Consider the following 24,997-nt stretch of genomic DNA (forward strand, 5'->3'; position numbering starts at 1 on the left):
TTATAGAAATTAAATTCAATAAACTGTACAAAAAACCAAAATTAACAGTGAAACAAGTGAAAAAATGATCTACGTAGTGTTTGTAGAACCAGAAACCCCTGGAAATATAGGTTTTCTTGCAAGAACCATGAAAAACTTCGGACTTTCAGATCTAGTACTTATAAATCCATGCGAAATCGAAAATGACGCTTATTACAAGGCAATGCACGCCAAAGAGGTTATAACAAATCGCAGAACATATGATTCTTTGCAGGACTTTATTGAAAATGAGGGCATAGATTTCACAGTGGGCACAACAGGAGAAGCAGGGGGAAGTTACAACGTTCCCAGAATCGCTGTTACTCCTGAACAATTTGCAGAAGCTCTCAATGTAACCGGAAAGATCGCAGTCGTATTTGGAAGGGAGGGTGATGGACTCACAAACAAAGAAATATCTCTTTGTGATGTTGTTGTAAGCATTCCAACCCATGAAGATTATCCCATATTAAATATAAGCCACGCTGCTGCGATAGTATTTTATGAACTCTTCAAAAAGGAGAAGAGTTACCCTGTTGAGGAACTTGAAGAGGCATCTACCATTGAAAAAAATGGTTTACTGGACTGCATGGATGAAATAATTGAAAAACTCGGCTATCCGGAACATAAAAGCAAAAACGCATCTTTAGTATTTCGAAGAATCATCGGAAGGGCTTTTATATCTGGAAGAGAAGCACATACACTAAAAGGCACCCTCAGAAGAATAAACAAAAGATTAATTGAAAAATAAACGATTTGCAAGAAATAAAAGTAAGTGCAATTGCATAAAATATTTCTATTAATATTTCCATTAAGACGTGCATTTACAGAATAATGCATTAAATAGATGTTAGAATACAAGATGTGTACAAAAATAAGGTTACTGCATAAATAATCTGATCAAACTTCAAATATTAACTAAAAACAATAAATATTTACCAAAATGTATTAGAATTACTATATATAAACAAAACCATACATTTTCTGATTGTTATTGATATTAAAAACGTTGCTAGAGATAGTTAATATAATAAAGGCAATATAAAAAAAAGGTGGCTAGATGTTGTTCGGTTTCAGTCCTTTAGATGTAATTGGATTGGTAATATTTATCCTGTTAATTTTTACACTTCCCTGGTTTATAAGGACCAGAGCCATGGCAACCATCAGCCGTTTCACATTTGAACTCGAAGAAATGGTTGAAGAAGCTAAAAAAACACTTATTAAAGTCTGTAATGAAAAAGGAACTCCAAAAGAGGATCCTAAAGTTGCTGTAGAAAATTTTTTCGAGTTTTTCGTTGTTACACCCGTTGATCTTGACCCCAATGGGATTATGAGAAAATTCGAGAAGATCCTCGACCTTGGAGAAGAAAGATTTAAACACATGGCAAAAGTTATGGCTCCAAATGCCACTGATGAATGGAAATCCAACATAATAATGACCCTCAAAGCAACCATAGGCATAAATGGGGTTGCAAAGATTGTAAGACACAATTTAGAACTTGCAAAGAAAACAGGAAATATTCAGATACTTTTGATGCTCCAAATGAGCCTACCACTGATCATGAGGACTGTGAAAGCCCAATATGAAGGAACCGGCGCATTTTCAGAGGGAAAACCTGTGGGAGATGGATTAGGACCCCTTGTTGCAGGTAAACTTATTGAAGATTTATCTGAAGATGATCTTCGTGAAATGGATGATATTGTAGTGGCCGAAAGACAAATAAAAAATCGAAATGTGATCATAGCCCGTGCAAAAGGTCCAGGTGCAAGAGTTGGGAAAGTTGGAAAAGTAATAACGTCCATAATAGATGATAAAAATATAAAAAGGATTATAACAGTTGATGCCGCTGTAAAACTTGAAGGAGAAAAAACAGGAGCAGTTGCAGAAGGTATAGGTGTTGTGATCGGCGGCCCCGGTGTTGATAAATGGATGATAGAAGAAGAACTTCTAAAAAGAGAGCTTCAAGTTGACGCTGTGATCGTTAAAATGAGTCCTGAAGAAGCGATACGTCCGATGACAGAGAAAATTCTTGAAGCATCCAAAAAAGCCGTGTCTGTCGTTGAAAATGCAGTTTTACAATCCAAAGAAGGATCAACAATACTCGTTGTAGGTGTGGGTAACAGCTGCGGAATTCCAAACATAGTCAAAGATTTATCAAAGATAAGTATCAAAAAAGAGATCAACAAGAAAAAAGAGGGCAAGAAATGGCCATTTTAAGTGATAAAGACATAAAAGAACATTTAAAAACAGGTAAAATTGTTATAGAACCGTTAGAAAATCCTGAAAGACAAATACAACCATCCTCAGTTGATTTGAGGATTGGAAATGAATTTAAAGGGTTTAAAATAATCAGGAAGCCATGTATAGATCCTATGGACAAAACTGACATGGATTCATATATGGAATCCTTTTACATAGATGATGGACAGCCTTTTATAATCCATCCTGGAGAATTTGCACTCGCAACGACCTATGAAACAATTGAACTTCCCAATGACCTTGTTGCAAGGGTTGAGGGGCGTTCTTCAATGGGAAGACTTGGTATAACCATGCATGTTACAGCCGGTTACATAGACCCTGGATTCTGCGGAAGGATAACCCTGGAAATATCCAATATCGGGAAAATGCCCGTAGCTCTTTACACCGGCCAAAGGGTTTGTCAAATAGTCTTTGAAACCATGACATCACCTTCAGAAAGACCCTACGGACATCCAGGTAGGGAAAGTAAATATATGGGTCAAAAAAGCCCTGAAACAAGTAAAATCAAATTTGACTACGAGATCAAAGGATCAAAGTTAAAACCAACCTTTAAAAAGGATTGATCATAACTTAAGATTTTGATCAACCCTCAAACTTAGATCAACTTCAGCTTATTATATAAAAAGCTTATTTAATGAATATTAGAGAGGATTAAATATGACTGACAATGATGTAATGAATATTGCCAAAAAAAGAGGATTTTTATGGTCTTCATTTGAAATATACTCAGGAGTTGCAGGGTTCTTTGATTACGGCCCTCTGGGTGCCATACTGAAAAACAATATCATAAACAAATGGCGCAGTTACTACGTTGTAAGGGAAGGTTTCTATGAGATAGAATCCCCTACAATAATGCCTGGAGAAGCACTTAAAGCATCAGGACACGTTGACCACTTCACAGACCCTATGACTGAATGTAAAGATTGTATGGAAGTTTACAGGGCAGACCACATCATAGAAGAAGCAATCAAAAAGGATGTTGAGGGCTTTGAAAACCAGAAGCTTACTGAAATAATCTCCAAACATAAGATCCCCTGCCCCAAATGTGGAGGTCACCTGAGCCATGTCTGGAGTTACAACCTCATGTTCCAAACATTAATTGGCGCAAAAGGTAAAAAAACAGGTTATATGAGACCTGAAACAGCCCAGGGAATTTTTATTCCATTCAAAAGACTTCTGCGCTTTTTCAGGGGCAAACTTCCATTCGGAGTTGTCCAGGTTGGTAAAGCCTACAGAAATGAAATATCACCACGACAGGGAGTTATAAGGCTCAGAGAATTCACACAAGCTGAAGCAGAGATATTCGTTGATCCATCCAATAAAAAACACCGCAGATTCCATGAGGTAAAGGATCAAGAACTTACACTTTACTCATCCCAAAATCAGCTGGCAGAAGAAGACCCCATTAAGGTAACTGCAGGTGAAGCTGTTGAAACTGGTCTGGTGTCAAGTGAGATGCATGCCTACCAACTCTGTCTTGCTGAAAGATTCTTATCTGAGCTTGGAATTCCAGATAAGGTCATAAGATTTAGACAGCACCTTCCAACAGAGATGGCTCACTACGCAATAGACTGCTGGGATGTTGAGGTTCAAACCGACAGGTTCGGATGGATAGAAATAATAGGAATAGCTGACAGGACAGATTTTGACCTTAAATCCCACAGTAAATATAGTAAAGAGGATCTGAGGGTTTTCATTGAATACGATGAACCAAAAACCGTCAAAAAACTGGTTGTAAAACCAGATATGAAAAAATTCGGCCCATTGTTTAAGGGTAATTCTCCTAAGATCAAGAATGCTTTGGAAGAGTTTGATGCAAAAACTATTAAAAAATCATTTGAAGATGAAGGACTCTTCAAAATGGAAGTTGAAGGTGAAACCTACGAACTAACCCCAGATTTAATAAGTTTTGGAGAAAAAGATGAAACAATAAGAGGAGAAAAGATATTTCCACACGTTATTGAGCCATCGTACGGTATAGACCGTATTCTTTATTCTGTACTTCTTCATTCATTCACAGAGGATAATGAAAGGGCTTATTTCAAGTTGCCTCTTGACGTAGCCCCTGTGAGTGCAAGTGTCTTTCCACTTGTAAACAAGGATGAGCTCGTGGAAATAGCACACCAGATAAGTGATAACCTGCGATTGAAGGATATAATATCCCAATACGATGCATCTGGAACCATAGGAAGAAGATATGCTCGATCAGATGAGGTGGGTGTTCCTTTCGCTGTTACTGTTGACCACGAGACCCTTGAAGATGAGACCGTTACAATCAGAAACAGGGACGATTTAAAACAGGTCAGAGTTCCGCTTGAAGATGTTTACAATATTTTGAGTGATCTTTTAGCGGGTAAACTGCGTTTTGAAGATATCAAAGGTTGAAAAGCCTTAGGGGGAACTCATTTTTCCTCTATTCTTTAATTCGATCTTCATTTCCATCTAATATACCTATTTTATTTAATTATCCTATTTTCTGCTTATTTTCATTATATTTTCGAATTTTTAAATAATCTTTGAACAATCGTTTAAATTTTTGAAATTATAAAAACTAAAATTATAAAAATTATATAGATTAAAGATGAAATAACTCTGATTTTGCTTTATAATAATCAAAAAGTCTGTTTCCCCATGCAAGAGCATCTGGATCATGACTTACAAGGTCCTTTGTGGAATCGTATTCTCCAGTGCTTGAGAACAATCCCAAAGATAAAAATTTATCTGTAACTGTGAATGCAATCTTTACATTATCTATTTGCCATATTTTGAGATTATCCATTGAAATATAATTCTCCAGGTCGGATAGACATTTATGATCAACGGTACTTAACAATTTAGTTAAAACATCATCTGTAAATATTAACTCCACGTCAGCACCGTCTTCAACTCTTTTTTTGATTGTTTCTACAAGATCTAGCCTGAAAATAGGTGATAAACCTTTAATATTATCAGATTCCAATAGAATATTATTGTAATTCTCAAATGGTTTAAAAAGATCTGTAGGCTCAGATTCCACGAGAATTGAGTCACTAAGATCTCCTAAAGTATTTAGAAGAGCCTTAGGAATATCTTTTATATCATGGTTGAGCCATAATTTTTCCTTTCCCTGCACCGCATAAACAGTTCTTATTCCATCTACAAGTTTAATGCATATAATTTTTCCTTTTTGTGAAAGATTGTATGCATTATCCATTTTAACAACAAATTGTCGTTCTGCAAGATTTTTCAGTGCATGCGATATGGAAGCAGCATCCAAGTTCAACTCTTTTTTAAGATCTCCCAAATTACGAGGACCGTCAATAAGGCTGATAATAACCTTTGTACGAACCCCAGATGTCAAAAGAAATTTTAAATCATCACTAACCACTTCATAAATTTCCAGAATATTTTTTACATTCATATAAATTCACCAACCATAGGCACTCCTTATGAACAAATCAATAAACTACGTTTAATACCTAATAATTTAATAACTTTTTATACAGTTTAATAACCTTTTATATATAATTTATAAACCTTTATATAATTCTTTATTATTTTTTATTAACTAAAAAGTTATTTATCATATTTATTTCACCAGATCCATGAAATTTGAGATCTAGAAGTTACTAATAGAAATTACTAATAAATTCAACCATATAATGGATAATATTAAGGAATAAATTTTAAAAATCATTAGTTGGTGATAAAATGATAGACGCCCATATACACGCAGATACAAGAGCTTATGAAGATTTTGAAAATATGGCTGTGGCTGGTGTTGAAAAGGCCATAAGCTGTGCCCATGACCCTCTCCAGATGAGCACATCCGATGTCTTATTTGACCATTTCAACCGTATATTAGAAAATGACACTAAAAGAGCGGCAAATAACGGTTTAAAATTGTATGTAGCACTGGGAATTCATCCTAGAAGCATCTCACCTGATTTTGAAGTCGTGCTAGATAAACTACCCGAACTGTTGAAAAACAAAATTGTTGTGGCAATTGGCGAAATAGGCCTTGAAAAAGCATCCAAATCTGAGAAAAATGTTTTTAAAAGACAGTTAGAACTTGCCCAGGATTTGAAAAGAAATGTAATAGTACATACACCTAGAACCAACAAAAGGGATATAACTAAAGTAACAATTGCAATGCTTGAAGAAAATATAGATCCTTCCCTTGTACAGATAGATCACATCGATAATTCCATAGTTGACCTGGTAATTGACTCTGAGTGGGTGCTTGGCCTTACAGTTCAACCCCAGAAAATGACAACTGATAAGGCAGTTACAATGCTTGGAGAATACGGCTTTGATAAGTTCGTTTTAGACAGCGACATAAGCTCATCACCATCAGACCCATTATCCGTCCCAAAAACAGTTCACAAGTTGAAACTTGCAGGATTCAATGAAAGGGACATTGAAATGGTTTCAAATAAAAATGCAGCAGATTTTTATGGGATTTAATTAAAAAGGGATATATGAACGATATATCACAAATTTTATGGGTTTTTTTTATGGATTAAAATAAGTTATGGACTAAAATAAGCCATGATTTAATTATTATTAATTAAATTATTATTTTAAAGCCCCTAATCTTCCAACACATTGTGCAGCAACAATATTCCCCATTTTAAGACAATCTTCAAGCTTTTTGTCTTTGACGAAGGATGCAATAAAACCCGCAGCAAAAGCATCTCCCGCCCCTGTCGTGTCCAGAGCTTCAACCCCCCCAGTAGGAGAACTTATCACGTCATTTTCAGTATAAACAGTCGCTCCACTCTTTCCACATGTTACAACAACTATGGGTACGCCCATATTCAAAATAGTCTGCGATCCTTCATTAAAATTTAATCCTGTCAATATTTTGACCTCTTTTTTATTTAAAAAAATGATATGGGCTTTTTTTATGATTTTATCCAAGGTTTTAAGTCCGTAGGAGGATAGTAAAGTTCCAGGATTTAAAGAAAGGAGATTTGCGTGTTTTGATGCTTCTTCAACAACTTCTTTGTACATCCCTGTGATATGGAGTAATTTTGAAGATTTTATGTACTCAATGTCCTCTTTTTCAAGATAAAACTTGGCATTTGCACCCATGAATGTGTACATCGCTCTTTCACCATGTGAATCAACTGCAATAAATGCCATTCCAGTTTTTTCATTTATATGGAGAAGCCTTTCTGTGTCAACTCCCTCGTCCCTAAATTTTTGGACCGCCAATCTTCCAAAGTGGTCTTTACCTATTCTTGTCATTATTCCGGCTTTCAAACCCTGTCTTGATATTCCTACAGCAAAATTAGCCGCTGATCCTCCAATTGAGGGCAAAAGCTCTTGAATATCAACCTCATCATCTGATTCTACAAACCTTGGAACCTTCATTATAAAATCAGCATTGCAAGTTCCAAGTCCAATTACATCGAGACTGAACTTCTTCATTTTTTAAGTCCTGTTTTCAGTGGGTTTTAATCCTGTTTCCATCCTGTTTCCATCCTGTTTCCATTGGTAATTAAATGAATTAAGATATTCTAGAGTCAATAGCTGTATTAATATTCCAAATTAAAAAAATATTCTCGTTAATTTAATATTATTTAATTTTATATAATTAAAATCTTCTAAAGAGATTAATTACAAGTTAAATTAGTATGATATTAGAGTTTATAACATTAAAAATTGATGAAATTTATAAATAGAACTGAATAAACTATAAAAAGTTAGTTAAAAGAGTATTAAAAGTTTAAACCAGATATCAACAAAAAATAAAAGGTAATAGATATTAGTAGATATTCAAAGCTATTTTTCAGATTTACTGAAGTATGGTTTTACAAGTTTCATTCAAGCAATCCCACAAACTTCTTCAATCTTTTAAGAATACCTTTTTTATCAGGTTCAATAGGATTGTAAGGTTTTCCCAGGAGATCCGCTGCAAGCTGCATTATCGCATTACTTATAGGGGCTGAAGGGTTAACTTCAACAACTGATTTCCCCAGGGCCATGGATCTTTCCATTTCCCGGTCGTAGGGTACCAAACCAACCATTGGAACTTCCAGTATGGATTCTATTTCATTTGGTGAGAGTAAGAACTTATCATCGTACCACATATTCAATACAAATCCTACAATCTTAATATTCAACTCTTTAAAAAATATTCTTATCTTCAAAGAATCTGCAACAGAGGGCATTGTTGAATTGGTCACTATTATAAGCTCTGTATCTTGAGGAAGTCCTTCAAAAATATTTGAATTAATCCCTGCAGGCAGATCCATCAAAAAAATATCACCATATTCTGCTATTTCATTCATTATTTTATTCCATGAAATATAATTGGGATTTATGTGTTTCAGGGTTTCAAAGTGAATCCCAGTTGGAACTACATTAACTCCCTGGCCCACCTCATAAACACATTCTTGTATAGGCTTATCACGAACCAAAACATCATTCAATGTTGCTTCAGGGTTTAAAAGACCTGTTATAACGTCCATATTTGCCATTACAAGGTCAAAATCGAGCATTACAATTTCTTCACCAAAAAAGGACATTGCAACACCTAGATTAAATGTTAGTGATGTTCTTCCAACACCACCTTTACCTGAAACAAACGCTATAAACCGCGACATGGTTAACTTCCTTATAAATTGAGAAATTATCTTTTGCCTAAAAGACCTTCAACCAATTTGGCAATAACACTTTTTTTATCTGGTTCAATAGGTTGATATTCTTCCCCAATCATGTCTGCAGCAAGCTGCATTATTGCATTACTTGTTGGAGATTTAGGATTTTTAACAATAATTGGTTCACCATATGCTGCAGCTCTACTTACCTCAGGATCATCAGGTATAACTGCAATTACAGGTACTTCAAGTATGGTTTCAATTTCGTTGAGTGTTAAAAACGTTCTATCATGCTGTTCCCTGTTTATTACAACTCCTATTATGTCAACTCCCAGTTTGCTTGCAATGATCTTGGTTTTCAGGGCATCACTTATGGATGGAACCTCTGGTGTTGTTACCAGTATCATCTCCTGTGCAGCAGCAATAGCTGCAAGAGCGTCTTTCTCCAGACCTGCAGGAGCATCTATAAGCAATATATCCGCATCTTCAATGAGAACTTCCAATGCTTCTTCTAATCTATCTAACCTAATTTTTCGTAACCCTTCAAGGGATATACCTGCAGGCACAACTTTTACACCGCCAGGTCCTTCATATATTGCATCTTCTATCGGTGCTTCCCCTGACAATACATCGTGCAATGTTACAGATTTACCCTCCATTCCTAAAATGAGTTCGAGGTTTGCCATTGCTACATCTGCATCTAATACTATGGTTCTTTCTCCGTAAGTGGATAAAGCAACGCCTAAATTTGCAGTCATCGTTGTTTTTCCAACTCCTCCCTTTCCGGAAGCAACACATATAACTCTTGTCATTTTGATCCTCCCTAATTAACCTCTACATTTATATCAAATTCATCAACAATTTCAGGATACTCTCTAAAGCTCTTCCTTATTTCTATCTGTATTATATTAATTATTTGTCTTTTTAAATTAGTGATATCCTTCGATTCTCCTATCATTCTAGAAAGGAATCCTTTAGATTCATATTCAATTATTACGTTAACCTTTCCAGATAGTCCTTTGGAATTATCAAGAAAAATCATAACCTCAGCGCCTCTAATTTTAGGAATTCCAAAGATGGACTTTTTTATCCTGTTCATGAGCGTCAGTTCTATTTTATCAACATCTTCTTCCGCTATAGAACCTCCCTTGTAGGACTCTAAGATATTTTCAACGTCTTCTTCTTTAATATCTTTAATACCATACATCTTCATGAGAGCAGAACGATCCAGAGGTTGAGTTTCTGTCTCCTGAACCTCAGCAGTCTCCTGAACCTCAGCATCTATTACTTTCTCACTAATTACATCAGCATCTGTATTTTCTGTTACCTCTAAAGTTTCCGCTGACGGTTTTTGATATTCTAAAAAGGTCTTTACCTCATCAATATCATTTACCTCATCAACATTAAATTCTGCGGATTCAAAGGATTTTGGTTTCACCACTTCTTCAATTTCTTTTTCAGATACTGGTTCTTCCAAAGTAGACTCATATTCATTTTTGGGTTCGTCTGTGCCTTCCATATTTGGTACAGGTTCAGTTTTTAGCCCTGATTCCTGTTCTTTTTCAAGCCTCAAAGCAGGTTTAACTTCTTCCTCAATTTCCTGTTCAACATTAGTGGTCTCATGCTTAGCTACAGTTTCAGGACGGGTTATAGTTTCATGCTTAGCTACAGTTTCAGGTTTAACCATATATCCATGATCTTCAGATTCTGGCTCTGCTGATTTTTTAAGCTCCATTATTAGGTCATAATCTGAACTTGAATTCAGAAGGTATGGTTTGTTTAAATCCTTTAAAAAATCAATTTGAGATTCTTTAACATCAAAAACTTCGATTAAGGTATTTTTTTCATCCATTGCATCTTTTATTTTCTCGATCGCATCTACCTTTTGATATTTATCGTAGGAAGCTGCAATCTGTTCACCTTTATTAAAAAGGATATAACCTTCCTCAGAACCTAAAGTCACCCTTATGAACCCGTTGTGCTTGTTATTTGATAGCTCTTCCAAAAGTTTTAAAAAATCCATTTCATCAGCATAAGAAACCATGGATGGTTTTTTTATTGGCAGATCCATTTTTTTACCCCTAGATCAATATGGCCCTTTATCAGATAATTTCAATCTGATTTTATAGGAAATTTCAGTGATATCTAATTTATAGCTTTTATTTTTTGTCGTATAAAGATTATTGGTGTTGTATAAACAATTATTTGTCATTTATACTGAATATAAAGTCTCTTTAATTAAGATCATTTCCTTATAAGTTTGATCTCAGGAGGCGTAATGATTATGGTATTTTTACCGTTTTTACAAAGCAGTATTGCTTCTCCACCGGTTTTAGTACGGAAAGCTTTTAATTTTTCCCCAGCCAATTTAAAGTCTTCAGGACTATCCCTTTCCAGATATCCCATGTCCATTATTATGGGAGTCTTTTCTTCAATAATCTGATTGAGTGCATAATCAAAGTCATCAAGATTCTTGGCTTTCATCATGATTATTTCATAGAAAGAATGTTCCGGTACTATTATGGTATCCTGTTCTTCCTTCACTTCGTCTTCCTCTTCTAAACCAATAGTTTTTTTTATATGATCTAGTACGTCCTTCATTTTTTAGATTCCCCTATATAATCAATAATTACTTTAAGTAATCTTGATGCACCGCCATTTTTAATGTCCACTGTGGGCAGGCCGTATTTTTCTTCATATTTTGATATTTCGCTTTTGTCCTCAACATTCCTTAAATTTAATGAAATTCCAACAACCTTAGTTGGTTCAACTGCTTCTATAGCTTTCACTTCATAGTCTATGCCACGGGGTTCCCTGTAAGGGTGGTTAGGCCTGTGGCAAACCACTGTGGCATCGGGCTTTGCTCCAAAAAGTATGGCAGCTGAAAGACCCCGAGGGTGGGGATTTCCCATTTCTGTTAAGCTTGATTGTCCTTCAACGAAGATTATATCCGGATTTTTATTTTCTTCCATATATTTTATGGTTCCCATAACTGCAGAAGCAACATCCATAACAGATAAGCTTCCTGCACGGAAATTCACATCAGCAGGTTTTTCAAGTCCCATCTCATCAGTTGATATTACAACAGCGTTTAAACCCTGCTCTTTTGCTGCTTTACCTAGGGTTCTTGTGGTTGTTCTTTTACCACATTCTTGGGACGTACCTCCAACAAAAACTACAGGTGCCTTAGCTTTGTAGTTGATCTTGGGTAAGATCTCTGTGCATTGCGGAGGAGCTACTCCGAATATTTTTTTAACAACATCCAAACGGGAACTGATCTCCTTTAATACAACTCCCTTGGATTCGGCAAATTTTATTAAAGATTCATTCTGTGTAACTGGCAACGACCTGAATGATGTAACAACGTTTTTTCCATGATCTATTGCTTCAACTGCATATTTGAGTGCAGTTCCTTCAGCTCCAATGGGCAGCATTATTGCCACGCTTTTCGCATTGGTTTTTTGGATTACTTCTTCCAGATCTCGTGATATGACATTTTTACAGAATTCTTTTCCCTGTTTTTCAGTGTCATCATCAATAAACCCGGCAGCTTCTACTCCTTCAAAATTAGCGAATTTTTCTCCTCCGCCACCACATCCTATGATTATAAACGGACTAAGTTCTTGAAGTTCTTCTACAGAAGTTATAAAATACAAAAAAATCACTCCTATTAATTATATTTTAGTGAAATAAGTGATAAACTTTACATTACCTATTTATTTAATAACTGCTAAACCAAGATATATACTTTGGGTAGCATACTAAATTCTATTATGGAGGCATAGTATGATAGAGAGAGTGCTTAAAGATTTAGGCAGAATCAATGGGGTAAATGGATCGTTAGTTGTAGGAAAAGACGGATTAATTATAGAAAGTGAAGTACCATCAGACATAGACTCAGAGCTTGTAGCTGCTATGTCTTCTGCTGTTTTCGGTACCGCAGAAAGGTCTGCAGAGGAAATGAAACATGATCCACTGCAGCAAGTCATGATCGAAGGTGAGAAAGGTAAAACATTGATGATAGATGCGGGTGAAGGAATTTTAGTTGTAATAACAGAAGTGAATATAAACTTGGGTTTAATAAGGATTGAAATGAGAAGAAGCGCTGAACGCGTAATCGATCTTTTAACATGAGATAAAAGCGTTTCCCTATTCAACACTAATTTGGGGATGGTAAATTGAGAAAACCTTACGTAATTCTTATAGGAAGTGCTTCAGGAATTGGAAAATCAACTATAGCCTCAGAGTTAGCTAAAGAATTAGGGATAAAGCATTTAATTGAAACCGATTTTATAAGGGAGATAGTGAGGGGAATAATAGGTCCAGAATATGCTCCCGCACTTCACAGATCCTCTTTTGACGCATACGTAACCTTAAAAGACAAAGAACGTTTTAAGGGGAACAATGCCGGGCTGATAAGTGCTGGTTTTGAAGAACATGCTTCATTTGTTATTCCTGCAATTGAAAAGGTTATTAAAAGAGCTGTGGATGATTACGACGATGTCGTGATCGAAGGGGTGCATCTGGTCCCTGGCTTGATTGACATTGAAAAATTCAGGGACGAAGCATCCATCCATTTTTTCGTGCTGACTGCAGATGAAGAGATGCACAAAGAACGATTTGTCAAAAGGGCCATGAAAATAAAACGTGGCGGTAAACACCTTGAATATTTCAAAGAAAACAGGATAATAAATGATTACCTTGTGAAAGAGGCTTCTGAACACGGAGTTCCTGTAATAAACAACAAAGGCATTGATTGTACGATCAAACGAATGCTCACCTTGATACGGGAGATATGTAAAATTATGCTCTTCAAACATTCTGTTGATGAACTAGAAGCTGAAACAGATATCATATTAGATAAATATGGTGGTAGAATAGTTGATGTATCCTACTTCCTCCCAGGATTCGGAGAACCGCTTAAAAGGAGAGTAAATGTCTTTGATCCCTACGAGGCAAAACGTTTCATAGGTAATCTGAATAAAAATCCAAAACGGAAAAAAGACCTTGAAGGACTTTACAAACTTTCAGACAATGTCCACAGCCATAAGATATGTGCACCAGATGAAGAAAGTCTTGAAAAGATGATAAAAGACTTGGATGAAATGGGTTTCATTTTCAAAGGAAAAGAATCAGCTGCAGAAAAATTAAGTAAGGAAGAAACATCAACTCAAGATGAAGGGTCAAAAAAGAGTTATCATTGATTAATTCCATCAATGAATATCTGATTTAATACAAGTAGTTGAATACAAATAACCCGAATAGTTGAGTAAAATCAATCAAGGAAATCTTTTATAAATTTTTTATAAATTTTTAAGGAGTGAATTGCATTTGAACAAAATGATGGCAGATTGTCCGGTTTGTAACAGCAAAGGTGCCATGGAAGTTACAACAAAAACAGAAACTATCCCCTATTTCGGGGAAATAATGGAATCTACAGTTAAATGCAGTAAATGTGGGTACAAACATTCTGACACAATATGCCTTGACCAGAAAGAACCTGTTAGATACACCATGACAATAACTAAAGACAATTTGAATGCAAGAGTTGTGAAATCCCAATCTGCAACCGTTACTATCCCAGAATTAGGCCTTAAAGTTGAACCCGGCCCAAAATCCCAAGGATACGTATCAAATATCGAGGGTTTAATTAACAGATTTGAGAATGCAGTTATAACCGCTTTAAAATGGGCCGAAGATGAAACTATAAAAGAAAATGCTCTTAAAATACTTGAAGAGATTGAAAATGTTAAATCTGGAGAAAAAAATGCCACCGTTGTGATCGAAGACCCATTCGGACACAGTATTATAGCTCATAATGACGCCGCGCATAGAAAATTAACTGAAGATGAAATAAAAAATCTTAAAACTGGTTTTACAACCTTTGAGAAATAGATTGAGCTTAGAAATAGGTTGAGTTAAGACTATTGTCAAGGCAGTTTACTGAAAAATTAATCTATCTATAAAATCAAAATAAAGAACTTGAAACCAAATAATTTGAAAAAATAATTGTTAAAATATTAATTGAAATATTAATTAATTGAAATATTATTTTTGAAGAAATTTGAAATAAAATTTTGAAATTTCAAAAGTGTCTAACAAGTTCGATAAAAGTGTTTGAAAATAAGATAGCTAAGAAAATAGTTTAAAGAAGTTTTAAAATGGAATAAAAAAATATTAAAATAATTATAAAATTATTTAAAATATCTCTTCTTCTTCATCAACATCTTTTAATTTTAAGGTTTTCCTAACATCCATGCTTAAAGCATCACAGTCTGCTCTTATAGCTTCAAGATGTTTTAATATCCTTAGTTTCTCTTCGTTTATCCTTTTTATGTTCGTGTAAGGATATATTGACTCTTTAAGCATTTCATATTCTATTGTTGTATATGGATACTCATTGAGTTGTTCACAAACTCTTTCAAGGACTTCTCCAAGGAACCTGTTCATCTCAACTTTAACCCGTTCCCTTATCATTTTGTCGCTGTCAAGGTTCTGTTTCATTAACCTTACAACTTCAGCTTTAGCAAATGGTAAACCCTCAGAATCTTCGGATTCTTCTCCTTCTAATTCTTCAGACTCTTCTTCAGACTCTTCTTCAGACTCTTCTAAATCTTCAGATTCTTCTCCTTCTAAATCTTCAGACTCTTCTAAATCTTCAGATTCGTTTACAAGTTCTTCGTCTGATTTATCTTCAGACTCTTTTAAATCTTCAGATTCATTTCCAACTTCTTCCTCTGATTTTTCTTCCAAGTCTCTATTTAGATCATCGTTTATTTCATCAATCATTAAATCCCTCCATTCGAGTCTTTTACAGTATTAATCTATGAATGGACCTATATAAATTTATGTCTTAAATCAAAGGTTCCTCTCATAATTCTTATAAATTTACTGAAGCTCATTAAAATTATTAACCATAAAATTAAAAATATAAAAAGCCAACTTAAACATAATTTTAAACAAATTATTAATTAAACATGTTATAACTAAAGTTGTTAACTTCGCATCAACAATAAAATGGAAGAAAAAAAATATGGAAGAATAAAAAATTAGTATTAGAAGGGTAAACTACAGCAGAAAGGTAATTACAGTAAGACCAGGAAATATCAAAGCAGTAAAATTACTTTATACCAGATTTATACCGTTATCATACAACATCAAGGCTAATATCCAAAGCCTGTGCAGAGTGTGTTATGTAACCCATCGAAATAACATCAACACCCGTTTTTGCATATTCAACGACATTATCCGGGTTTATTCCACCAGAAACTTCAATTAAAATCCTATCTCTTAGGCCTGCATTTTCAAGAGCTGATAAAACATTAATAATCTCATCAGGACCCATATTATCAAACATTATAATATCTGCCCCTGCTCGAGCAGCTTTTAACGCATCTTCCCTATTTTCAACTTCTATTTCTATCTTCTTTGTGAAACTTGCATATTTTTTGGCCAACTCTACAGCTCTTCCCACATCACCAACAACTGCAATGTGGTTATCTTTTATAAGGACGCAATCATCAAGCCTGTAACGATGTGTATCCCCGCCACCAGCCCTTATAGCATCCTTCTCAAAAAATTGCAACCCTGGAGTTGTTTTGCGGGTCCCTGCGACAATTACATTATCGTTGATTTTTTTAACTTGATTTACAATTTTGGAAGTCATGGTTGCTATACCGCTCATTCTCATTAGAAGATTCAAAACAGTTCTTTCAATGGTAATAATGGTTCTTGCATCACCTTCTACTTCCATTATTATGTCCCCTGCAATCACCTTCTCACTATCATGTTTACTTATTGAAGGCAAAATTGAGAATTCCTTAAAGATGGTTGAAGCCAGCACAACCCCTGCCACTACCCCATCCTCTTTGCATATTACCTTCCCTTTAATCACAATATCTGGAGGAATCAACGCATTAGTGGTTATATCCTCAAATCCAATGTCATCATCTATTATTTTAATTATATCTTCTTTCATTTTATCACAACTTTATTCATTAACTTGCAAACAGTAACAAATTAAGAGAAATGTTAAAGCACAACTACAAGATCACGGCTTCATCTTTTACTGAACGAATCCGTAACACGAATTCCGTAATAAATCTAATGTTCTTACACCATTAATTTTTAAAATCATTAAGGAACGTAATTATAGTATATAAAATAAAAGATATAAAGTTAATAGACACATCAAGCTATTTTAGTGATTAGTGAGAAGGTTAACCATGCAAGAATAAGGTTGAATCGGGTAATGGTTGAATCGCAGAAAAGCTTGAATCAATGAAAGTACAGTTTAATAAAAGTGTTTGATACACCAATATCGTTAATAATATCATTAAATGCTAATCTCACTCAATCTAATCACTTATCAAATACTACCAATGTTAATCTTACGGTGAAAAAAATGGAGTTAATATTTCTCGGAACATCTTCTGCCATACCAACGAACCATAGAAATCATTCAGCAATAGCCATGAAAAGTTTTGGAGAGATTATGCTCTTTGACTGCGGAGAAGGGACCCAAAGACAGATGTCAAGGGCAAGATTAAGTCCTATGAAGGTGGATAAAATTTTCATAACCCACTTCCACGGGGACCATTTCCTAGGAGTTCCAGGAATGGTGCAATCAATGGCATTTAGAGGAAGGAAAGAACCTCTTCACATATTTGGACCAGAAGGACTTTCTAAAATTGTTGAAAAAATTAAAGGGTTAGGATACTTCTCAATGTCCTTTGAAATATGTGTCCATGAAATCCCTGATGGGACCCCTGAAGGTTACGATGGATCAGTGGATAGATCGATTGAAGATGATAGATCGATTAAAGCAGATGAAACTGAATTGAATGAAAAAGAAGGATTAAATGAAGGATTATTCCATGAAATCAAAATTTTAGAGGAAGAAGATTATATTGTAACCTGCTGTAAAGTAGAACATTCTGTTCCAAACCTTGCATATTGTATAACCGAAAAAAGAGCCCCTAAATTCATCAAAGAAAAGGCATTGAAATTGGGAGTAAAACCCGGACCGGATTTCGGTAAATTGCAACAAGGCATCCCTGTAAAAGTAGGTAACAGAATCATAAAACCCCATGAGGTTCTTGGCAGTGAAAGACAAGGTCGAAAAATCGTATACTCCGGTGATACACGGCCATGTGATCAAATGATAAAATTTGCAGAAGATGCAACCGTTCTTATACATGAATCAACATTTGACAGTCAAAATGAGAATAAAGCCTATGAAACTGGTCATTCAACAGCTGCAAAAGCAGCAGAGATTGCAAATAAAGCAAATGTGAAAAAATTGATAGTAACCCACATAAGTACACGGTACAAGGAGACGAGTACCCTTGAGAAAGAAGCCATCGACATATTTGAAAATTCTGTTCTTGCAGAGGATTTAATGAGTATAGAGGTGGAACGAAGTGACAGTTGATTTGCTGCTGAATGATCCAATACTGAAAGATTTAATTGTTACAGCAATTACATTAATTGCGGCCTTTTTAATCATTGAATGGACATCTTATATCATTAGGAAAGCTGGAAAACAGTGGAATATTGATTTAACACTGATTCAAGTATTAAACGAAATAATAAAATATACTGTAATTGCCCTTGCATTGACCATAATACTCAATGAAATTGGAATCAATATAAGCGGTATTGTTTTAAGTTTGGGTATTGTGGGTATTGCAGTAGGTTTTGCAGCAAGGGACACCCTTTCAAACTTCATTGCAGGCTTTTTCATACTTGCAGATAAGGGTTTTAGAGTGGGGGACATTATAGAAATATCCAACCAGCAGGGAAGGGTTTTAAAAATGGGTTTCAGAATAACCACCCTAAAAACAGCTGATAACAAGATAATCAACATTCCAAATTCCTCTTTTTCAAAGGATCTGTACATAAACCACACCTCCGTTGAGAGTAGGAGGGTGGACTTAGACGTAACTATACCTTACGAAATGAATTTAGATAACGTGACCAAATCCTTAAAACATGCAGCATTAGGACTTGGAGGAGTTTTAACAAAACCTCAACCTGATATTCAGATAAAAGAACTTTCAGATACAGGTGTGAAGGCCACACTGAGTTTATGGATCGATGACCCATGGAACGTTACAGATTACAGAACATCCCTTGCAAAAGAAGTAAAAAATATCTTGGTAGATAAAAATGCGTAAATATAGATTGTATTCCATCTTAATAATTTCGCTGTGTGCTCTAATCTCGTTAAGTATAATGGCAGTTGTTTATGAAAATTATCCTAAACTTATTAAAGCTCAAAACAGTTTAAAAAATTATCAGGAAAAAATGAGCAGCCCTGTAGATGCATTAAATCCTGATGGAGTTTCAGGATCCACCTACGTTGGAGAACTCGTAATTCCCAAACTTGGAGTGGACTGCACCATACGTTCAGACACTGTAAACGCTTACAATGCTGTTTATCATTATCCAGAAAGTGTTGCCCCTGGACAAGCAGGTGAATGCGGAATTTTAGGCCATAGAACAACATATTCTGGCCTATTTCGGGACATAGGTTCCCTCCAAATCAATGATCAGGTAATAATAATGGATTCTGTATTGAAAAAGGAATATATTTATGCGGTCACATCAAACGGTGATGATATCAGATGGGATTACAAGACGAATCCTGTTAGATTTGCCCAGGAAGGGGAAGCAAGACTTCTTATTATGACATGTTACCCTCCAGGTAAAAAAGAAGCTGCATATATAGTACACTGCAAGCTGGTGTCTACAGAAGATATTTAATCATATTCCCAGTTAATCCACATTTATTTAAGTCCTTATTCAATTTTTCTTTTAATTTTTCATTAATCTTCAATCTTTCAATTCTAAACAGTCTTCCACATTATTTATTCTTTTTATTTTGAGTTTATTCTTTAATTAAATTCAAAAAAATATTTTTTTTGAAATCTTTTTGAAATTCTTTTAAATTGAACTATTTTGGATAACTTGAACCATTTATTGTTAAATCAATTAACTATTACCCAATCAATGACCCATTTATTTTTACAGAAAATTCTTCCATAAATTCATCGTAGGCTTGGAAATGTGACATGTTTCACGTTAAGATCGTGAAATGTTAAATGATTGTGATTTTACCATATACTATCAATTAATAATGAAATTTTATTAGTAATGAAATTCCCATAGTTAGATTAATAAAAGATTTAATAATGTTTGAACATGAAACAGAAACATAAAGATGGATTAAATGTTAAAAAATCTTTCCAGATTTAAAAAGGAAAACTGAGGAATAAAAATGGTTGAAATAAAAATAGACGAAGATGCATGTGTTGGATGTGGGTCTTGTGTGGACGACTGTCCTAACAATGTCTATGAAATGGACGAAGAAAAGGGCAAAACCAAAGTGGTGAAAGAACAGGATTGTATGGCTTGCTTATCCTGTCATGAAATCTGCCCTGCTCAGGCCATGGAACACTTGGACATACATGTGGCAAAACGGCTTTACATAGACAGAAAAGTGAACGATGTAATTAGAAAAATAGTATAAGGAGAGTTTCATATGGAAATAGAAAGGGAAGGAAAAGAAGTATTCGGAAATTTCAAACCCGAACTTATCCCTGAGGAATGTAGTGGAGATATAAATGACTATGAAGAAGCTCTGCACGTTCTCATGAAGTTTATGGGTTCAATGTCAAGTGCCCTTGAGCAGGTTTCAGGTAGAGGTGCAAACGCAATTGTGTACCAGGCAGGGAAAAGAATGGGACACGAAGCAGGCAAGCTCGTTGAGAAAACAGACAACCTTGAAAAAGCCATGCAGGAATTAAGCGAAATTTTAGGCATGGAATTCTATTTTGATATGTGGAAACCGGCAGATCAGGCAGAATACACCATTGAAAAAGGTGATGAAACAGTCGTCAAGCTGATTTTCAGGGATTGCGTTGTAAGACAGACCCTAAGAAGAACAGGACTACAACAAAAAGGACCATTATGTTACCTTCTCTACGGATATACCGTTGGAGCCGTCGAAGAAGTTATGGGAATAAAGGGAAAATTAGACATAGACCATGTAGGTCCTAATGCTTGTCTTAAAACCCTTACAATAAAATGGGGAGGTAAATAATGGTAAAAATTGCTCTTGAATGGCTTGCAAGCTGCTCTGGTTGTGAAATATCAGTTTTAGATCTGCACGAAGGCATATTGAACTTGCTGGACAATGCTGAAATAGTCTACGCACCAGTACTGGTTGATACCAAAGAAATACCAGATGATATTGATATAGCCCTTGTTTCAGGGTCAGTGCGAAATCAGGAAAACAAAAAAAGGCTTGAAGAACTGCGTGAAAAATCAAAAACCCTCATTGCTTATGGAACCTGCGCCTGCTTCGGAGGAATAACTGGAATGGCAGATCTGTACAGTCCTGAGGAAGTAACAAGAAGAAGTTACTCAGACAATCCAAGTACAGATCCATCAGAAGTTCCATCAGAAGTTGTTCCAGAACTTTTACCGATAGTACACCCTGCAGGAGACCTGGTGGAGATTGATTATTACCTTCCAGGATGCCCACCCAAAGAATGGTTGGTGCGGGACATTTTAGTACCTCTAATAAATGGAGAAGAACCAAATATCCCTAAAAAATCTGTGTGTGCAGATTGCTCCAGAAGAATGGACCATGACGAATTTGATACCATCCACAGAAGAATAGAAGGAGAACCTGACCCTGAAAAATGTTTCTTAAGCCAAGGTTACATCTGTCTCGGCTCTGCCACCCTCGGAAGATGCGGTGCACTCTGTACAAAGGCAGGTATTCCCTGTCATGGATGTGGAGGACCTTCATTGGACATTCTCAGGGAACCGAACCATGATATTTACAACTGTTTGATAAACAGGATATCACACCTCTCAAAGATGCCTGGAAAAGATGTTGAAAAACAGATATACGATATCGGACATTTGATATACGGTTTCTGTATTGGAAGTACAATAATGGAGGACAAAAAGGTTTCATTGATCACAGAACTGGTCAAGAAATAAATCTATAAAAAGGTGATAATATGAAACAGATAGAAATAAGCCCTGTAACAAGGATCGAGGGGCATGCAAAGATCACCGTTCAACTGGACGACAGTGGAAACGTTTCAGACGCTCATTTTCATGTGATGGAAATAAGGGGATTTGAAAAATTCCTAGAAGGAGCAGCAGTTGAAGAAGCACCCAGAATAACACCAAGGATCTGCGGTATATGCCAGACAGCACACCATCTTTCATCAGCAAAAGCTACAGATGCAGTATTTGGACTTAAACCGCCAGAAACAGCAGAAAAACTCAGAGAACTCATGCTCATGGGTCAGTACATCCACTCACATTCATTACACTTTTACTTCCTAGGAGCACCAGACCTGATAATGGGTCCTGATGCAGATCCCGCTGAAAGGAACGTTGTTGGAATAATAAAAAAAGACCCTGAACTTGCAAAAATGGCAATAAAAACCAGAGCCATAGGACAGAGGATAACTACTGCAGTAGGTGGAAAACCAATACACCCTGTAACCGCAATTCCAGGAGGTCAGTCTAAAGCCTTAACTACTGAAGAAAGGGAAAAAATTCTTTTAGATGCTAAAGAAGCCATTGGACTCATAGAAAATGGTATTGGAGTTGCAAAACCATTATTTGAACAGTACTCTGAAGCAATAGAAACATTAGGCCCTGTTGAAACTTACTTTGGAAGTTTAACGGATAATGGCAACCTTTCACTCTACGACGGCCCAATGAAAGTGATTGACAAAGATGGAAGCACTGTACATGAATTTGAGCCCGCAGATTATCTTGATTACATCGAAGAGAAGGTTCAACCATGGTCTTATCTTAAATTCCCTTATCTGAAACAGATCGGGTTCCCAGAAGGAAACTACAGGGTTGGACCACTTGCAAGACTTAACGTTGTGGATGCTGTACCAACAGAAAAAGCTTCAGCACTTTATGGAGAATTCAAGGACACCTACGGAATTGCCCAAAACACACTGCTCTACCATTATGCACGTTTAATTGAGCTCATGTACGCTGCAGAAAGGGCAGTTGAACTCCTTGAAGACGATGCAATAACAGGCACAGACATAAGAAACCATCTTAACGAACCATTGATGAGCAGGAAAGATGCCGAAGAATCTGATGCAAAAATGAGGGGTGTTGGAATAATAGAAGCACCAAGAGGTCCGCTGATACACGACTACGAAACCGATGGTGCAGGCATAATCCAGAGGGCCAACCTTATAGTTGCAACCGGTCAGAACAACCTTTCAATGGACATTGGTGTGAGGGAAACAGCCAAGGCTTTGATACATGGTGATGAAATTTCAGAAGGTCTTAAAAACAGGCTTGAAATGGTAATAAGGGCCTATGATCCATGTCTTTCGTGTGCAACCCACATGCTAAACGGAGAATCACCACTTGTTGTGGATATACACGATAGCGAAGGTGATCTGGTTAAAAGACGTATCATTTAACCATTTTACATTTTCTTAACCTTACACAATTTCCATTTTTAAAAAAATCTCTTTTTATTTTAAAATCGCATTTAATTGTCTATCAAAAACCTTAAACTATTTTTTAAATCTTAATTTTAAAAATGGATTTTATTTAGGTTTAACTTTATTATAACTAAAACTTTTTAAAAAAAAACTTTAAAACCTTAAAAAAAGGTAATCAACAAAAACAAAACGATAAAAATAAAAGACTGTATAATAGAATTATCTTAGATAAAATAAACTTTTTCTAGACAAACGTGTGATCTTATGAAGACGGATCCAAATGTAAAAAATCAGCTTGAAAAAATTGTAAACAACCTTGGTAAATTGGATGGTTTGGAAGGAAGCTTGATCATTGATGATCAGGGAAACGTTCTTTGCCACCGTATTTTACATGATACGGATGTTTCACTCTTTGGACCAATGGCAAAGGTAATCACAAGTTCTTCAAGGAGGTTGTTGAGCTCCTCCAGCAAAGGCGAAATAAAAAGCGTGCTTGTGGAATCAAAAAGGGGTAAAGCTCTTTTTTTACAACTTGGAAAAGTTCATCTTATACTGCTTATGGAAACCTCCGCAAATGTTGGAATGGGTATCATATCCGCTAAAAAAGCAGCAAAGGAAATAAATGAAGTTACAAAAGATATTGTTAGTGCGACAGATGTGGTTCCATCTGAAGGGGAAGAAATTGAAACTTTTGAAGCAATTTTAAAACCTGAACTAAAACCTGAAAGCATTGAATCAAAAATCTCAAAACCAGAATACCCAGATTCAAAATCTACAATTTCACAGCTAGAACACCCCTCAAAATCTACAATTTCACAACCAGAAGTTGAGGATGCAGAATCTTCAGAAATTGGATATGCAAAGCTAGAGCATGAATCCGAAATTGAAGATCCAAAAGCTTTAAAATTTGTAAGCTCACAAGGTGTTGAAACCAAAAAAGTTGAAGATGCTAAAGAATTTAAAGTTAAAGAACTTGTAACAATCCAGGCGGAACCTTCTGATGTAGAATCAGAGCGGAAAGGTATTGTGGAAACTGAAAAATCGCAACCTAAAACATCCATACCTATTATAAAACCTCCAATAACATTCCCAAAACTTCCACAAGATGTTAAAATACCTGAAAATTCTGAAAAACGAGCAGATCTAATTTTAGATATATACAATGCCCTATTTATGGCCATGTCCATTGGAGCAAGTAAAATTATGGGAGTGGCACCTGCAAGGGGCCTAACAAAAAAATTCCTTCCAGCTGAACAGTGCAAGAAACTATTGGACGGAGTGGATGTTAAAAACAACTCAACAATTGATTTTGATAAAATAAAAGAAAATGCACTGAAAATACCTGTAGAAGAACGGGAAAAGGTTTTTATAACCGATTTTACTAAAATTATAACAGTTATAACAGAAAATTATGGCAAAGTAATGGGTTACAACGCTTTCAGAGGCATGGTAAGGCCCGAATTTAAAGTTATAACTGAATCCTACGGAGATGCCATGGCAGAACTTGGAATAAAAGAGAACATGCACCCCGAGTTAGTTAGTTTATTTGAATAATTCCTGAGGACAACTTTTAGTCACTCAAATATGTTATACAAAGAATATTTTATACAAAGAGTATTTTATAC

25 protein-coding genes are annotated in these 24,997 nt (G+C 35.5%); 16 read left to right on the forward strand and 9 right to left on the reverse strand.

What is annotated here, in order from left to right; translation table 11 throughout:
* Positions 1–64 precede the first annotated feature (64 nt).
* The 4 genes from MSWAN_RS08365 (at position 65) to glyS (ending at position 4,660) form a co-directional block, all read left to right on the forward strand.
* A complete protein-coding gene (locus MSWAN_RS08365; protein WP_013826204.1) occupies positions 65–766 on the forward strand; it encodes an RNA methyltransferase in 702 nt (233 codons plus the stop codon).
* A gap of 309 nt (positions 767–1,075) precedes the next feature.
* Positions 1,076–2,233, forward strand: coding sequence for a DUF1512 family protein (locus MSWAN_RS08370; protein ID WP_013826205.1), 1,158 nt, complete (start codon positions 1,076–1,078; stop codon positions 2,231–2,233).
* Positions 2,221–2,838: a dCTP deaminase gene (gene dcd, locus MSWAN_RS08375; RefSeq protein WP_013826206.1), complete on the forward strand. Its 618-nt coding sequence runs from the start codon at positions 2,221–2,223 to the stop codon at positions 2,836–2,838. Before MSWAN_RS08370 ends, dcd begins: the two co-directional genes overlap by 13 nt.
* 94 nt (positions 2,839–2,932) lie before the next feature.
* Entirely contained in the window at positions 2,933–4,660 is a 1,728-nt protein-coding gene (gene glyS, locus MSWAN_RS08380) for a glycine--tRNA ligase (RefSeq protein WP_013826207.1), read from the forward strand.
* A 190-nt stretch (positions 4,661–4,850) separates the two neighbouring features.
* Here the strand turns inward: glyS and MSWAN_RS08385 are convergent, their stop codons facing one another.
* Entirely contained in the window at positions 4,851–5,675 is an 825-nt protein-coding gene (locus MSWAN_RS08385; protein WP_013826208.1) for a helix-turn-helix transcriptional regulator, read from the reverse strand.
* Between the two features lie 290 nt (positions 5,676–5,965).
* On the opposite strand from MSWAN_RS08385, the gene MSWAN_RS08390 reads away from it, so the two are divergent.
* Complete coding sequence (locus MSWAN_RS08390; protein ID WP_013826209.1) at positions 5,966–6,721, forward strand: TatD family hydrolase; 756 nt, start codon at positions 5,966–5,968, stop codon at positions 6,719–6,721.
* A gap of 111 nt (positions 6,722–6,832) precedes the next feature.
* Here MSWAN_RS08390 and MSWAN_RS08395 read toward each other — a convergent pair whose 3' ends face one another.
* The 6 genes from MSWAN_RS08395 to MSWAN_RS08420 all read right to left on the reverse strand — a co-directional run bounded on the left by MSWAN_RS08395 (position 6,833) and on the right by MSWAN_RS08420 (position 12,518).
* Positions 6,833–7,690 (reverse strand): carbohydrate kinase family protein, encoded by an 858-nt coding sequence (locus MSWAN_RS08395; protein ID WP_013826210.1) that lies wholly within the window; start codon positions 7,688–7,690, stop codon positions 6,833–6,835.
* A 392-nt stretch (positions 7,691–8,082) separates the two neighbouring features.
* A complete protein-coding gene (gene minD, locus MSWAN_RS08400) occupies positions 8,083–8,868 on the reverse strand; it encodes a cell division ATPase MinD (protein WP_013826211.1) in 786 nt (261 codons plus the stop codon).
* 26 nt (positions 8,869–8,894) lie between these two features.
* The gene (gene minD, locus MSWAN_RS08405; protein WP_013826212.1) at positions 8,895–9,674 is read right to left on the reverse strand and encodes a cell division ATPase MinD; all 780 of its coding nucleotides are present in this window, start codon (positions 9,672–9,674) and stop codon (positions 8,895–8,897) included.
* Positions 9,675–9,685: 11 nt separating this feature from the next.
* Entirely contained in the window at positions 9,686–10,933 is a 1,248-nt protein-coding gene (locus MSWAN_RS08410; protein ID WP_013826213.1) for a DUF2226 domain-containing protein, read from the reverse strand.
* A gap of 173 nt (positions 10,934–11,106) precedes the next feature.
* On the reverse strand, positions 11,107–11,463 hold the full coding sequence (locus tag MSWAN_RS08415; protein ID WP_013826214.1) for a cell division protein SepF: 357 nt from the start codon (positions 11,461–11,463) through the stop codon (positions 11,107–11,109).
* Positions 11,460–12,518 (reverse strand): DUF1611 domain-containing protein, encoded by a 1,059-nt coding sequence (locus MSWAN_RS08420; RefSeq protein WP_013826215.1) that lies wholly within the window; start codon positions 12,516–12,518, stop codon positions 11,460–11,462. Before MSWAN_RS08420 ends, MSWAN_RS08415 begins: the two co-directional genes overlap by 4 nt.
* 130 nt (positions 12,519–12,648) lie before the next feature.
* Here MSWAN_RS08420 and MSWAN_RS08425 point away from each other — a divergent pair, with 130 nt between their 5' ends.
* The 3 genes from MSWAN_RS08425 (at position 12,649) to MSWAN_RS08435 (ending at position 14,757) form a co-directional block, all read left to right on the forward strand.
* Positions 12,649–12,996, forward strand: a complete 348-nt coding sequence (locus tag MSWAN_RS08425) for a roadblock/LC7 domain-containing protein (protein WP_013826216.1) — start codon at positions 12,649–12,651, stop codon at positions 12,994–12,996.
* A 44-nt stretch (positions 12,997–13,040) separates the two neighbouring features.
* On the forward strand, positions 13,041–14,066 hold the full coding sequence (locus MSWAN_RS08430; protein ID WP_013826217.1) for a 3H domain-containing protein: 1,026 nt from the start codon (positions 13,041–13,043) through the stop codon (positions 14,064–14,066).
* A gap of 127 nt (positions 14,067–14,193) precedes the next feature.
* Positions 14,194–14,757, forward strand: a complete 564-nt coding sequence (locus MSWAN_RS08435) for a ZPR1 zinc finger domain-containing protein (RefSeq protein WP_013826218.1) — start codon at positions 14,194–14,196, stop codon at positions 14,755–14,757.
* A 303-nt stretch (positions 14,758–15,060) separates the two neighbouring features.
* On the opposite strand, the gene MSWAN_RS08440 is transcribed toward MSWAN_RS08435, so the two are convergent.
* Together MSWAN_RS08440 and nadC are read right to left on the reverse strand one after the other, a co-directional pair.
* Entirely contained in the window at positions 15,061–15,615 is a 555-nt protein-coding gene (locus tag MSWAN_RS08440) for a hypothetical protein (protein WP_144011635.1), read from the reverse strand.
* 394 nt (positions 15,616–16,009) lie between these two features.
* A complete protein-coding gene (gene nadC / locus MSWAN_RS08445) occupies positions 16,010–16,840 on the reverse strand; it encodes a carboxylating nicotinate-nucleotide diphosphorylase (RefSeq protein ID WP_013826220.1) in 831 nt (276 codons plus the stop codon).
* Positions 16,841–17,266: 426 nt separating this feature from the next.
* Between nadC and rnz the strand changes: the two genes are divergently transcribed.
* The 8 genes from rnz to MSWAN_RS08485 all read left to right on the forward strand — a co-directional run bounded on the left by rnz (position 17,267) and on the right by MSWAN_RS08485 (position 24,926).
* Positions 17,267–18,295 carry a ribonuclease Z gene (gene rnz, locus MSWAN_RS12505; RefSeq protein ID WP_013826221.1) on the forward strand — a complete coding sequence of 343 codons (1,029 nt, stop codon included), beginning with the start codon at positions 17,267–17,269 and terminating at the stop codon, positions 18,293–18,295.
* The gene (locus MSWAN_RS08455) at positions 18,285–19,040 is read left to right on the forward strand and encodes a mechanosensitive ion channel family protein (protein WP_013826222.1); all 756 of its coding nucleotides are present in this window, start codon (positions 18,285–18,287) and stop codon (positions 19,038–19,040) included. Before rnz ends, MSWAN_RS08455 begins: the two co-directional genes overlap by 11 nt.
* Complete coding sequence (locus MSWAN_RS08460; RefSeq protein WP_013826223.1) at positions 19,033–19,629, forward strand: class E sortase; 597 nt, start codon at positions 19,033–19,035, stop codon at positions 19,627–19,629. Before MSWAN_RS08455 ends, MSWAN_RS08460 begins: the two co-directional genes overlap by 8 nt.
* A gap of 514 nt (positions 19,630–20,143) precedes the next feature.
* Entirely contained in the window at positions 20,144–20,395 is a 252-nt protein-coding gene (locus MSWAN_RS08465) for a 4Fe-4S dicluster domain-containing protein (protein ID WP_013826224.1), read from the forward strand.
* Between the two features lie 12 nt (positions 20,396–20,407).
* Positions 20,408–20,968, forward strand: coding sequence for a hypothetical protein (locus MSWAN_RS08470; protein WP_013826225.1), 561 nt, complete (start codon positions 20,408–20,410; stop codon positions 20,966–20,968).
* Positions 20,968–21,879 (forward strand): NADH-quinone oxidoreductase subunit B family protein, encoded by a 912-nt coding sequence (locus tag MSWAN_RS08475; protein WP_013826226.1) that lies wholly within the window; start codon positions 20,968–20,970, stop codon positions 21,877–21,879. Before MSWAN_RS08470 ends, MSWAN_RS08475 begins: the two co-directional genes overlap by 1 nt.
* A gap of 20 nt (positions 21,880–21,899) precedes the next feature.
* On the forward strand, positions 21,900–23,348 hold the full coding sequence (locus MSWAN_RS08480; RefSeq protein ID WP_013826227.1) for a Ni/Fe hydrogenase subunit alpha: 1,449 nt from the start codon (positions 21,900–21,902) through the stop codon (positions 23,346–23,348).
* A gap of 288 nt (positions 23,349–23,636) precedes the next feature.
* Positions 23,637–24,926: a roadblock/LC7 domain-containing protein gene (locus MSWAN_RS08485; RefSeq protein ID WP_013826228.1), complete on the forward strand. Its 1,290-nt coding sequence runs from the start codon at positions 23,637–23,639 to the stop codon at positions 24,924–24,926.
* The last annotated feature ends 71 nt before the right edge of the window (positions 24,927–24,997 follow it).

Origin of the sequence: Methanobacterium paludis (assembly GCF_000214725.1) — an archaeon.
In the GTDB taxonomy this organism is placed as follows: Archaea; Methanobacteriota; Methanobacteria; order Methanobacteriales; family Methanobacteriaceae; genus Methanobacterium_C; species Methanobacterium_C paludis.